The following is a 12,069-nucleotide window of genomic DNA, read 5'->3' as shown; positions in this document are numbered from 1 at the left end:
GTGGGGGCCGTGGTCGTGGTTCGGCGGGGGGCGGTGGCGGGGGGGGGCGCGGGGGTGGTGGTCCGCGCGGGGGGCGCGGCGACCGCGCGCGAGGCGCTGGCCGGCATCGACGGCGCCGAGACCGACGAACTCGATCTCGGCGACCTGGACAGCGTGCGCGCCTTCGCCGAGCGGTTCCTCGCCTCGGGCCGTGTCGTCGACATCGTCATCGACAGCGCCGGCATCATGGCCTGCCCCGAGACGCGGGTCGGCCCCGGCTGGGAGGCGCAGTTCGCGACCAATCACCTCGGCCACTTCGCGCTGGTCAACCGGCTCTGGCCGGCGATCGCGCCGGGCGGCGCGCGGGTCGTGTCCGTGTCCTCCGCGGGCCACCACTACTCCGGCATCCGCTGGGACGACGTGCACTGGCGGACCGGTTACGACAAGTGGCAGGCCTACGGGCAGGCGAAGACGGCGAACGTGCTCTTCGCCGTGGAACTCGACCGACGGGGACGGGACTTCGGCGTACGGGCCTTCTCGCTGCACCCCGGCGGCATCCTCACCCCGCTCCAGCGGCACCTGCCCAGGCAGGAGATGGTCGAGCGCGGCTGGATCGACGAGAACGGCACACCGCTGAACCCGGAGGGCTTCAAGACGCCCGAGCAGGGTGCGGCCACCCAGGTGTGGGCCGCGACCTCGCCGCAGCTCGCCGGGATGGGCGGGGTGTATTGCGAGGACTGCGACATCGCCGAACCGGCTCCGGCGGACGGCACCCGGACCGGCGTGAGCGCCTACGCGACCGACCCCGAACAGGCCTCCCGGCTGTGGGAGTTGTCGGCGGAGCTGACCGGCGTGAACGCCTTCGGCTGAGCCGCGGTCGGCGGAGCTGACCGGCGTGAACGCCTTCGGCTGAGCCGCGCGGGCACCTCCGCACCGGACACGGTCGCCCCCGCGGAGGGGATCAGTGCGGTGCGCGTTCCTCCAGGGCCGTGCGCCAGGCGGGGGACGGTCCCGTCGGCGCGGGTTCCGCGCGCCGGCCGCCGCGGGCGAAGAAGTCGGCCAGCGGGAGGATCGCGGCGCCGACCGTGACGGCGTCGGGGCCGAGCCGGCCGAGGTCCACGGTGACGTGCTGGGCGGGGTAGCGCAGGGCGTACGAGGAGGCGTACCGGCGGACGGCGGGCAGGAAGCGGGAGCCGAGCTGGAGGCCGGCCCAGCCGCCGATGAGGATGCGTTCGGGCTGGAAGAGGTTGATCAGGTCGGAGAGGCCCGCGCCCAGGTACTCCGCGGTCTCCTCCAGCACGGCAAGAGCGATGCGGTCGGGCTCGGTGCCCTCGGGCGGGTAGGCGGCGGCGAGCATCGCGGTGAGCGCGGTCTCCTCGTCCGTGCCCTCCGGGGGCCGCCCGCCCTCCTCGCGCCAGCGGTCCAGGAGCGCCTCCGCTCCCGCGTACGCCTCCAGGCAGCCGAGGGCGCCGCAGCGGCAGCGGCGGCCCCTGACCCGTACGGTCAGGTGCCCCCATTCGACCGACCGGCCGTTCTCGACCTCCTCCGTGACGAGAGAGGCGCCCACGCCGGAGCCGAAGAGCACGACCACCGCGTTGCGGGCACCGCGTCCGGCACCGAACCACATCTCGGCCTGGCCGAGGGTGCGGGCGCCGTTGTCCGCGAAGTACGGGACGGTGTCGGGGAGTTCGCAGGCGGAGCGAAGCAGGGACTCCAACGGGACGGCGTCCCAGCCGATGGTCTGGCCGTGCACGACCGCGCCGCGCTCGGGCGTGCGGGCGACGATGCCGGGCACCCCTATGCCGACGCCCAGGAGCTGTGCGGGGGCGATGTCCGCCTCGGCGAGGACCTCGGCGATGCCGTCGCGGATGTGGCCGACGATGACGTCGACGTCGTACTCCTGACGCCGAAGCGGCCGGTCGGTCTCGTATCCCTGGTGTTCCAACGGCCGCTCGGTGCGGGCGAGTTCGGTGAGGGTCAGGTCGAACAGCTCGATACGGACCCGGGTCTCGCCGACGTCGACGCCGATCATGTGGCCGCTGCCGGGCACGACGCGCAGCAGGGTGCGGGGACGTCCGCCGTCGGAGTCGACGCTTCCGGCCTCCTCGACGAGACCGTCGGCGACGAGTTCGGCGACCACGTTGCTGATGGATCCGGAACTCAGCCCGGTCGCGGGACCGAGTTCGTAGCGGCTCATCGGGCCGTCGAAATACAACCGTTGTAGTACGGCGGTCCGATTGCCCCGCCGCAGGTCACGCACTGTCCGCCCGTTCCGCCCCGCCATGTGATGTCCCTTCCGGCATGCCCGACCTGCAAGATACCCCTGTGCGATCCCTTGACGCGACTTTCTTCCGGGTCTTAACTCACGTCCTAAATTAAGCCATGAGGATCGTTCGGGAAGTGAACGCGGGCGCTCCTCATGTCTCCCTCCGGGAAAGGGACAGAAGCAGCCATGCGCAGAATCCGAGCCGCGGCCGCAGGTGCGGTCACCATCTCTCTGCTGACCGCCGCGACCGCCTGTGGCGGCGGCTCGTCGAGCGGCGGGTCCAACGCCTCGCCCAAGACACTCACGTACTGGGCCTCCAACCAGGGCGCCAGCATCGAGATCGACAAGAAGACGCTCGCCCCCGAACTGGCGAAGTTCGAGAAGCAGACCGGCATCAAGGTGAAGCTGGAGGTCGTGCCCTGGTCCGACCTGCTGAACCGGATCCTCACCGCCACCACCTCGGGCCAGGGCCCGGACGTCCTCAACATAGGCAACACCTGGAGCGCCTCGCTCCAGGCCACCGGCGCGCTGCTGCCCTGGGACGCGAAGAACTTCGACAAGATCGGCGGCAAGGACCGCTTCGTCGACTCCGCGCTCGGCTCGACGGGCGCCGAGGGCAAGGACCCCGCCGCGGTGCCGCTGTACTCGATGGCGTACGCGCTCTACTACAACAAGAAGATGTTCGCCGACGCCGGGATCGCCAACCCGCCGGCCACCTGGGACGAGCTGGTCGCCGACGGCAAGAAGCTCTCGAAGAACGGCAAGTGGGGTCTCGGCGCGGAGGGCTCCAACGCGTCGGAGAACATCCACCACGCCTTCGTCTTCGCCAAGCAGCACGGCGCCGACTTCTTCACCGCCGACGGCAAGGCGGACTTCACCAACGACGGTGCCGTCGCCGCGGTCAAGCAGTACGTGGACCTGATGGCGAAGGACAAGATCATCGCCCCGGGCAACGCCGAGTACGCGCAGAACCAGTCGGTGAGCGACTTCGCCAAGGGCAAGAACGCCATGCTGCTGTGGCAGTCCGCGGCCGCCAACCTCAAGTCGCAGGGCATGAGCGAGGACGCGTACGGCATCGCCCCGGTCCCCGTGCAGTCCGGCACCCCGGGCACGGGCGCCAACGTCAACTCGATGGTCGCGGGCATCAACCTCGCCGTCTTCAAGAACACCAAGAACCTCGACGGCGCCGCGAAGTTCGTGAAGTTCCTGACCAGCGACGCCGAGCAGAAGATCCTCAACGGGGCCTACAGCTCCATCCCGCCGGTCAAGACCGCCCAGACGGACACCGCGTTCAACTCCCCCTCGAACGCGGTTCTCAAGGACACTCTGGCCAAGAGCGCCGCCGCGCTTCCGCAGGTCGCCGACGAGTCCCAGTTCGAGACCGCGGTCGGCACCGCCGTCAAGGCCCTGTTCGCGGACGCCGCCGCCGGTCGCGCGGTGACCACCGCCTCGGTGAAGGCGGCGCTCGAGAAGGCCCAGCAGCAGATGCCGAAGAAGTGAGTGCGGACACCCTCATGACCACCACGACCGCCGCTTCCGCCGAACCCGGCGAGCGGACGGTGCGCAAGAGCTCCCCCGGTGCGGCGCGCGGCCCGCGCCGCACCGGGCGGATCAAGCGCATCGGACTCCCCTACCTGCTGCTTCTGCCCGCGCTGGTGCTCGAACTCCTGGTGCACCTGGTGCCGATGGTGATCGGCATCGTGATGAGCTTCAAGGAGCTCACGCAGTTCTACATCCGCGACTGGGGCACGGCACCCTGGGCCGGCTTCGACAACTACTCGGTGTCGGTGCACTTCGACGAGCCCGTCGGCGAGGCGCTGCTGCACTCCTTCTTCGTCACCATCGCCTTCACCCTGCTCTCGGTCGGTCTGTGCTGGCTGATCGGCACGGCCGCCGCGATCTACATGCAGGACAACTTCGTGGGGCGGGGTGTGCTGCGGGCCCTGTTCCTGGTGCCGTACGCGCTGCCGGTCTACGCGGCCGTGATCACCTGGGTGTTCATGTTCCAGCACGACAACGGCCTGGTGAACCACGTCCTGCACGACCAGCTCCACCTCACCGACAAGCCGTCCTTCTGGCTGATCGGCGACAACAGCTTCTACGCCCTGCTCACCGTGTCGGTCTGGAAGGGCTGGCCGTTCGCCTTCCTGATCGTCATGGCCGGCCTGCAGAACATCCCGGGCGAGCTGTACGAGGCCGCGGCCCTCGACGGTGCCGGACTGTGGCAGCAGCTGCGCCGCATCACCCTGCCGTCGCTGCGGCCGGTCAACCAGGTCCTGGTGCTGGTGCTGTTCCTGTGGACGTTCAACGACTTCAACACGCCGTTCGTCCTGTTCGGCAGGACCGCCCCGGACTCGGCGGACCTCATCTCGGTCCACATCTACCAGGCGTCCTTCGTCACCTGGAACTTCGGCACCGGCTCGGCGATGTCCGTGCTGCTGCTGCTCTTCCTGCTCGTGGTGACCGGCGCCTACCTGCTGCTGACCTCCCGGGGAAGGAAGACGGCCGATGTCTAGCACCTCCACCACGCCCCGCTCCCCGATGGCCCCGCCGCGGTCCTTCCTGTGGTCCCGGCGGATCTTCCTCACCCTGCTCAGCGGTTTCGTCCTGGTACCCGTCTACGTCATGGTCTCCAGCTCGCTGAAGCCGCTCGCGGACGTCTCGGGGAAGTTCCGCTGGCTGCCGAGCGGGCTGACCATCCGGCCGTACATCGACATCTGGTCGACGGTGCCGCTGGCGAGGTACTTCGTGAACTCGCTGATCGTGGCCGGGGCGGCCACGGGCTGCTCGGTCGTGATCGCCGTGTTCTCCGCCTACGCCGTCAGCCGTTACAGCTTCCGCGGCAAGCGCGTGTTCACGGTCACCGTGCTGTCCACCCAGATGTTCCCCGGCATCCTGTTCCTGCTGCCGCTGTTCCTGCTCTACGTGAACATCGGCAACGCCACCGGGATCGCGCTGTTCGGCTCGCGCGGCGGTCTGATCCTCACGTATCTGACCTTCTCGCTGCCGTTCTCGATCTGGATGCTGATCGGGTACTTCGACTCGGTGCCCCGCGATCTCGACGAGGCGGCGCTGGTCGACGGCTGCGGGCCGCTCGGGGCACTCTTCCGCGTGGTCGTTCCGGCGGCGATCCCCGGCATCGTCGCGGTCGCCGTGTACGCCTTCATGACCGCCTGGGGCGAGGTGCTGTTCGCGTCGGTGATGACCAACGACGCCACCCGGACCCTCGCCGTCGGCCTCCAGGGCTACTCCACGCTCAACGACGTGTACTGGAACCAGATCATGGCCGCCTCGCTGGTCGTCAGCGTCCCCGTGGTGGCCGGCTTCCTGCTGCTCCAGCGCTATCTCGTCGCCGGGCTCACGGCGGGAGCCGTCAAGTGACCGGCCCCGCCGAGGACATCGACACCATTGACGACGAAGGGACTTCAGTGACCATCGACCTTGCCGCCCTCCCGGAGGACTTCCTTTGGGGCACGGCCACGTCGGCCTATCAGATCGAGGGTGCCGTGGCCGAGGACGGCCGCTCCGCATCCATCTGGGACACCTTCTCGCACACGCCCGGCAAGATCGACAACGGCGACGACGGGGACGTCGCCTGCGATCACTACCACCGCTGGCGCGAGGACATCGATCTCATGCGCCGGCTCGGCACCAACGCCTACCGGCTGTCCATCGCCTGGCCCCGGGTGATGCCGGGCGGCGACGGGCCGGTCAACGCCAAGGGGCTCGACTACTACGACGCGCTGATCGACGGCCTCCTGGAGGCGGGCATCACCCCCTCGGTCACGCTCTACCACTGGGACCTGCCCCAGGTGCTGCAGGACCGGGGCGGCTGGCCCGCCCGTGACACCGCGCACCACCTCGCCGCCTACGCGTCGGTGGTCGCGGAGCGGCTCGGCGACCGCGTCCAGCACTGGACCACCCTCAACGAGCCTCTGTGCTCGGCCTGGATCGGCCACCTGGAGGGGCGGATGGCCCCCGGCCTGACCGACCTCACGGCCGCCGTCCGCGCCTCGTACCACCTCCTGCTCGGGCACGGACTCGCCACGCAGGCGATCCGCGCGGCCGCCCCCGGCGCGCAGATCGGCATCGTCAACAACCTGGGCAGCATCGAGGCCGCCACCGACCGCCCGGAGGACATCGCGGCGGCGAAGCGGCAGGACGGGCACACCAACCGCTGGTGGCTCGACCCGGTGCACGGCCGCGGCTTCCCCGCCGACATGGTCGAGGTCTACGGGGTCGAACTCCCGGAGGTCGCGGGCGACCTGGAGACGATGGCCGCGCCGCTGGACTGGCTGGGCCTGAACTACTACTTCCCGTCCCACGTGGTCGACGACCCGACCGGTCCGGCCCCGTACGCGCGGCAGATCAGCCGGCCCGGCGTGCCCGTCACGGGCATGGACTGGGAGGTCGAGGCCGCCGGCATCGAGCGGCTGCTGCTCCGCCTGACGAACGAGTACGGCGCCCGCAAGCTGTACGTCACGGAGAACGGCTCCGCCTATCCCGACGTCGTACGCCCCGACGGCACCGTCGACGACCCGGAGCGCGTCGCCTACCTCGAACAGCATCTGGCGGCCTGCGCTTCGGCGGCCCGCAAGGGTGTTCCGCTGGCCGGCTACTTCGCCTGGTCGCTGCTGGACAACTTCGAGTGGGCGTACGGCTACGACAAGCGGTTCGGTCTCGTGCACGTCGACTACAAGACGCAGGTACGGACGATCAAGGGCAGCGGTCACCGCTACGCGGAGATCGTCCGGGGGCACCGTGGGGGCGCCAGCAAGGCGGCCTGAGGCCTCGCCAGGGCGCACGGGTTTCCAGTGCGGCGGCACTAGAACCCTTTTTCGGCCGGGGTGTTCGCACCCCGGCCGATCTCGTCGAGGGCGGCCGTCAGCAGCGGGGCGACCACCTCGCGCACCCAGGCGACCCGTTCGTCACCGGACGCGCGGGGGACGGTCTCGACGAGCATGATCAGGTAGAGGTAGCTGCGGTACAGAGCCAGGCGCCGGCTCGCCTGAGCGCCGAACTCGGCTACTCCTCCCGCTTCCTGGTAACCCGTCAGGAAGTCAGCGTCCTGGCGGATGTCCCCGAGCAGGGCCAGGGAGACCAAGTCGGCGAGCGGGTCTCCCCAGAACATGCGCTCGCCGTCGATCAGACCGCCGATCCGCGGGCCCGTGTCCGCCCGCTCGACCAGGATGTTCCCGCGCCACAGGTCGAAGTGGACGAGCCGGGGGACGGTGACCTCGTCCAGGGCGCCGAATGCGGCCCGTGCGATCCGGGCCACCTCGTCCACGGGGCGGGGCAGCCAGGCGCGGTAGCGGCGGGCGTCGTCCAGGAGTGCCTCGTACATCCCGGTGAAGGCGGTCCGCCAGTCGGGGGCGAGCGGGCCGAGCGCGCCGGAGGGGTAGCCGAAGCCCGGTCCCGTCACCCTGTGCAGCCGGGCCACGAGGTGACCCAACTCCCGGCGGAGTGGCCCGCGTTCACCCTCGGGGAGGTCCGCCCACGGCTCGCCGGGACAGTGCGTCATCAGCAGGTGGCCGTCGCGGCGGTCTCCCACCGGCGAGGGTGCCGGTACGCCGACGGTGGCGGCCCGGTGGTAGAACTCCGCCTCGGAGAGCGGGAGTTGCCGCTCGTACGCCAGGGCCGGGACGGTGGGCGGCGGCGGGACCTTCAGCACGTAGCGGCTGCCGTCGGCGAGCGTCAGTTCCTCAACGGCGTTGTACGTGCCCCCGGACAGGACCCGGCGGCCGACCAGACTCCCGGGTGGCAGCCCGGCCTCCCGGAGAGCCCGCCCGGCCCGCTGCCACCCGTCCGCGCCGGCTACCGCGTCCCCCTCGTCCATGAGGTCACTGTGCCAGGTCACCCCTCGCGCCCGCAGCCCTCGCGACGGCGTCCACAGGTCCCGAAATCCACTGGCCCCCACTCCCGGAACTAGGTACCTTCGACCAAAACCTAGGACCCCTAGGTTTCGTCGTCGGCACCGGGAGGCCCCCATGAGACCGCTCACCGAGCAGGACATCCGCACCTCGTTCATCAACTGCTCCAGGGGCGAGGCGAAGCGGCTCGCGACACCGCGTGATCTCGACGAACGCCCCTGGGACGAGCTGGACTTCCTGGGCTGGCGAGATCCCGGTGCGCCCGACCGCGGCTTTCTCGTCACCGAACGGGACGGCGGCTTCCTGGGCGTCACCCTGCGACTCCCGTCCTCCCGGCGCGGGCTCCCGCACCGCAGCCTGTGCTCGCTGTGCCTGACCACGCACCCGGGAGACGGGGTCTCGCTGATGACGGCCCGCAAGGCGGGCGCGGCGGGCCGCGAGGGCAACTCGGTCGGCATCTACGTCTGCGCCGACCTCGCCTGCTCCCTCTACGTCCGGGGGAAGAAGGACCTCCGGACGGGAAGCCGCTTCGAGGAGACCCTCACGACGGAACAGCAGATCGCCCGGACGGTCGGCCATCTGTCCGCCTTCCTGGCGAAGCTGCGCGACTGAACCGCGACGCTCGTCCAGGCGCCGGTGGGCCGCGGCCGGGCCGCCCCGGCTTGACGACGCTCCCCGGCGCCCCGCACCGCTGTCTCCTCAGGATCCGGCGGGAGCCCAGTGCGGGTCACGGCCCAGGAAGGCGAGCAGCGCCTCGGCCCGGCCGGCGCCCTCCGGGACCTCGCGGGCGGCGGCGAACACGCCGAAGGCGTCGCGCAGGTGGTCGGCCAGCTGGTCCGCGGCGAGCCGGATGCCGCCGGCCAGGTCGTCGTCCAGGGGGGACGCCTGGCCGGTCGCCACCGCGATGTCCCAGGCGTGCACGCCCGCGTCCATGGCGGCCGCTGCGGCCGCCACGCGGAACGGCAGCGGCCCGAGCGGGGTGGCCACCTCCTCCGCGTCGGCGGGCAGTCCCGCGTAGACGTCGGCGACCTGGGTGAGGACCTTGTCGAGCGCCGCCGTGACGTCGGCCTCCAGCGTGTCGTCCGGGTGGAAGGCGTCCGACTCGGGCCACCCGGTGCCGGTGACCGCCGCGCCGTACGCCTGCTGGTCGAGCCGGGCGTGATTGAGCACCTGGGCCACCGTCCACTCACCGCACGGCGTCGGCGCGGACCAGGCGCTCTCCGGCACACCGGCGACCACGGCGCGCAGCCGGTCGTGCGACAGCGTCAGCAGTTCGATGCCCTGGACGTTGCTCATCGCGCTCATTCCGGTGCCTCCTGATGCGGGTCCGTCCCTGTCGATTCAATCTAGGACCCCTTGCGGACAGATACGGTCCGCGATCAACACGTTCGGTACCCGTGTTAAACGGGAAGGCCCCAAGGATGCACGAGGCACGTGGTGAGTGGACGGCATCCGTCGCGAAGATCGTGGAGCGGCGCCGGGAGCCGGTGGTCGTCCAGACACTTCGGTCGACGGCCGCCGCGACGATCGCGTACGTGGTGGCCATTCACCTCAGTCCCGAACCCGCGCCGCTGACCGCGCCCCTGACCGCGCTGCTGGTCGTCCAGGTCACTCTGTACTCGACGATCACCACCGCGATCCGGCGGGTGAACTCCGTGGTGGTCGGCGTCGTCATCGCCATCGGCTTCAGCAGCCTGGTGGGCCTGACCTGGTGGAGTCTGGGCCTGATCATCCTCGCCTCGCTGGGGGTGGGACATCTGGTCCGGGTCAGCGAGTTCGTGCCCGAGGTGGCGATCAGCGCCATGCTGGTCCTCGGCGTCACCCGAGTGGGCGACACCGCGTGGGCCCGCGTGCTGGAGACACTGATCGGGGCGGTCGTGGGCCTCACCTGCAACCTCGTGCTCGCGCCGCCCGTCTGGGTCGACATGGCCGGGGAGCAGATCGAGGACCTGGCACGCCGGATGCGGCAGTTGATGCTGCGGGTCGGCGAGGGTGCCGCCGCGCACACACCCTTCCATGTGGCGGCCGAGCGGCTGCACGAGGCCCGCCGGCTCGACAACGACATCGCCGGGGTGGACGCGGCCCTGCGGCAGGCCGAGGACAGCCTGAAGCTCAACCCGCGGGTGCGTGAGGGCCTGATGCACCGGGTCGTGCTGCGCACCGGCCTGGACACCCTGGAGATCTGCACGGTGGTCCTGCGGGTTCTCGCGCGCAGCCTCACCGACCTGGCCAAGGAACGGGAGCCCCGGCCCCTGTTCGAACCGCAGGCCGGAACCGTCCTCCAGGAGCTGCTGTCGGAGATCGCCGACGCGATCGTCAGCTTCGCGGTGCTGGTGACCACCGACGTCACCCAGAACGCGGTGTCCGCCGAGGAGCGGCTCAGCGCGGAACTCGCCACCGCCGCCGCCACCCGCGACAAGCTGGCCCAGGTCTTCCTGGAGGAGGTCCAGCGCGACCCGAGCCAGTGGCAGCTCCACGGCTCCGTCCTGACCGAGGTCACCCGGATCCTCGACGAGCTGGACACCGAGCATCGCACCAGGCGTCTGTTCGAGGAACTGGACCGCTGCACCCGTGAGCAGCGCGAGCGCCGGCCGCGCCTCACCCGGCTGCGGAGCCGGGTGCGCCTGCCGCGCCGGAACCGGAACCGTTCCGAGGCCTCCGGGCGTTCTAGATGACGAGTTCCGTGAGGCGAAACGGCACGACGCCGTGGCGGTGAGGCGCACGGCGTGGCCGGTGGCAGGAGAACGAGGGGGCGGGCGGATGACCGAGGACACCGTGCGGATCGACGGGAACGCACTGCGGCTGCCGGGCGGGGTGCAGGTGCGGTTCATACGGACACTGCGGCTGCCCGAGACGGGCACGCACGCGTTGCCGCCGGGGCTCGGCGAGTTCCCCGTCCGGCGCGTCGAGGACTACGGCGACCGGGTGCCCGCCGAGTGGCGGGCGCGCGGGGGTGTGATGCTGCCGGTGTATCTGCGCGAGGCCATGTGGCTGAGTTTCGCCGGGACGGCGGAGCCGGCCGCGTTGCAGGTGGGCGTCGGCAAGGTGTGTGCCGTCTCCGGCAAGCCGTGGAGCTCCCGGCTCACCCGTGACCCGCAGAACTACGTCGTCCTCCCCCGGCAGCCGTGGCTCGACGGCATCAACTCCGGCAAGGGGACGGTCCGCCAGTTCGTGGCCGTGCCGCTGGGTCTCGGGGCGACGGTCGAGGGGCAGGTCACCGGCGAGGAGGTCTGGGGCGGTGTCCAGCTCCAGTCGTTCCCGCTGGAGGCCGGAGAGCTGGCGGCGTGGCGGGAGGCGGAGCGCCGCCGGGTCGAGGAGAGCATGCGGATGCCCCGGACCCTGGGCGCGGCCATGCCGATGATGGCGGCGCCGCCCGCGCCCGGGGCCGCTTTCGGCGCCGCGCCCGGCGCCGCGCGTCCCGGGGGCGCACCGCGTGCGCGCAGCGCCCCGGCGATGGGCCTCGGGGTCGGCGGTTCGATGCGTCAGGAGGTCTACCGCGACGACCGGCCGCTGAAGGCCTGGGCGCGGGAGCCGGCCGGACGGGTGTTCGTCCACCTCGTGACGCCTCCGGAGTGGCGCCGCATCACCGGCGAGGCGCCGCCCCCGTCCCCGGTGGACCGCGCGGCGTACACCCGCGCGGGGCTCCCCTGGTTCGACTACTACGACCAGGACGCCACCGATCTGGCGCCCACGGACGGGCTCGGTGCGGTGCAGCCGGTCGGCGACTGGCTGGGCGACGACCACGAGCCCTGGCAGCAGCCCTCGCCCCATCAGGTGCAGCCGCTCGGTGACGCGCCGGGCAAGCCCGTCGGGGACGGCGACTGGTAGATCCCGGCGTTGCGCCCCGCGTAGATCCCGGCGTTGCGCCGCGGGCGTGGCGGGTTGAGCCACCCCCCGTGGCCGGGTTTGTTGTTTACGGGGTGGTGGGGGGCCCGGGTGCGGTGGTGGGGACGC

11 protein-coding genes are annotated in these 12,069 nt (G+C 71.2%); 8 read left to right on the top strand and 3 right to left on the bottom strand.

Annotated elements, in window-relative coordinates; translation table 11 throughout:
- Window positions 1-849: oxidoreductase (locus tag ACFXGX_RS33260; RefSeq protein WP_384798766.1), on the top strand; the 849-nt coding region annotated here is incomplete at its 5' end.
- 91 nt (window positions 850-940) lie between these two features.
- On the opposite strand, the gene ACFXGX_RS33255 is transcribed toward ACFXGX_RS33260, so the two are convergent.
- Window positions 941-2,263 carry an ROK family protein gene (locus ACFXGX_RS33255; RefSeq protein WP_384798763.1) on the bottom strand — a complete coding sequence of 441 codons (1,323 nt, stop codon included), beginning with the start codon at window positions 2,261-2,263 and terminating at the stop codon, window positions 941-943.
- Between the two features lie 168 nt (window positions 2,264-2,431).
- Here ACFXGX_RS33255 and ACFXGX_RS33250 point away from each other — a divergent pair, with 168 nt between their 5' ends.
- The 4 genes from ACFXGX_RS33250 to ACFXGX_RS33235 are packed head-to-tail and all read left to right on the top strand — an operon-like array spanning window position 2,432 to window position 7,032.
- Window positions 2,432-3,745, top strand: coding sequence for an ABC transporter substrate-binding protein (locus ACFXGX_RS33250; RefSeq protein WP_384798760.1), 1,314 nt, complete (start codon window positions 2,432-2,434; stop codon window positions 3,743-3,745).
- A gap of 14 nt (window positions 3,746-3,759) precedes the next feature.
- On the top strand, window positions 3,760-4,761 hold the full coding sequence (locus tag ACFXGX_RS33245; RefSeq protein ID WP_384798757.1) for a carbohydrate ABC transporter permease: 1,002 nt from the start codon (window positions 3,760-3,762) through the stop codon (window positions 4,759-4,761).
- A complete protein-coding gene (locus ACFXGX_RS33240) occupies window positions 4,754-5,626 on the top strand; it encodes a carbohydrate ABC transporter permease (protein WP_384798754.1) in 873 nt (290 codons plus the stop codon). Before ACFXGX_RS33245 ends, ACFXGX_RS33240 begins: the two co-directional genes overlap by 8 nt.
- A 47-nt stretch (window positions 5,627-5,673) precedes the next feature.
- Window positions 5,674-7,032 carry a GH1 family beta-glucosidase gene (locus ACFXGX_RS33235; RefSeq protein WP_384798826.1) on the top strand — a complete coding sequence of 453 codons (1,359 nt, stop codon included), beginning with the start codon at window positions 5,674-5,676 and terminating at the stop codon, window positions 7,030-7,032.
- Window positions 7,033-7,070: 38 nt separating this feature from the next.
- Here the strand turns inward: ACFXGX_RS33235 and ACFXGX_RS33230 are convergent, their stop codons facing one another.
- The gene (locus ACFXGX_RS33230; protein WP_384798751.1) at window positions 7,071-8,081 is read right to left on the bottom strand and encodes a phosphotransferase family protein; all 1,011 of its coding nucleotides are present in this window, start codon (window positions 8,079-8,081) and stop codon (window positions 7,071-7,073) included.
- A 151-nt stretch (window positions 8,082-8,232) separates the two neighbouring features.
- Between ACFXGX_RS33230 and ACFXGX_RS33225 the strand changes: the two genes are divergently transcribed.
- On the top strand, window positions 8,233-8,727 hold the full coding sequence (locus ACFXGX_RS33225; RefSeq protein WP_384798748.1) for an FBP domain-containing protein: 495 nt from the start codon (window positions 8,233-8,235) through the stop codon (window positions 8,725-8,727).
- 87 nt (window positions 8,728-8,814) lie between these two features.
- Here ACFXGX_RS33225 and ACFXGX_RS33220 read toward each other — a convergent pair whose 3' ends face one another.
- Window positions 8,815-9,420: a TIGR03086 family metal-binding protein gene (locus ACFXGX_RS33220; protein WP_384798745.1), complete on the bottom strand. Its 606-nt coding sequence runs from the start codon at window positions 9,418-9,420 to the stop codon at window positions 8,815-8,817.
- 116 nt (window positions 9,421-9,536) lie between these two features.
- On the opposite strand from ACFXGX_RS33220, the gene ACFXGX_RS33215 reads away from it, so the two are divergent.
- Together ACFXGX_RS33215 and ACFXGX_RS33210 are read left to right on the top strand one after the other, a co-directional pair.
- A complete protein-coding gene (locus ACFXGX_RS33215) occupies window positions 9,537-10,790 on the top strand; it encodes an aromatic acid exporter family protein (protein WP_384798742.1) in 1,254 nt (417 codons plus the stop codon).
- A gap of 85 nt (window positions 10,791-10,875) precedes the next feature.
- Window positions 10,876-11,943, top strand: coding sequence for a hypothetical protein (locus ACFXGX_RS33210; RefSeq protein WP_384798739.1), 1,068 nt, complete (start codon window positions 10,876-10,878; stop codon window positions 11,941-11,943).
- Window positions 11,944-12,069: the final 126 nt, after the last annotated feature.

Source organism: Streptomyces sp. NPDC059371, from assembly GCF_042751995.1.
In the GTDB taxonomy this organism is placed as follows: domain Bacteria; phylum Actinomycetota; class Actinomycetes; order Streptomycetales; family Streptomycetaceae; genus Streptomyces.
The sequence above is the reverse complement of the archived record's forward strand: the minus strand, read 5'-3'. Positions and strand labels throughout refer to the sequence as shown.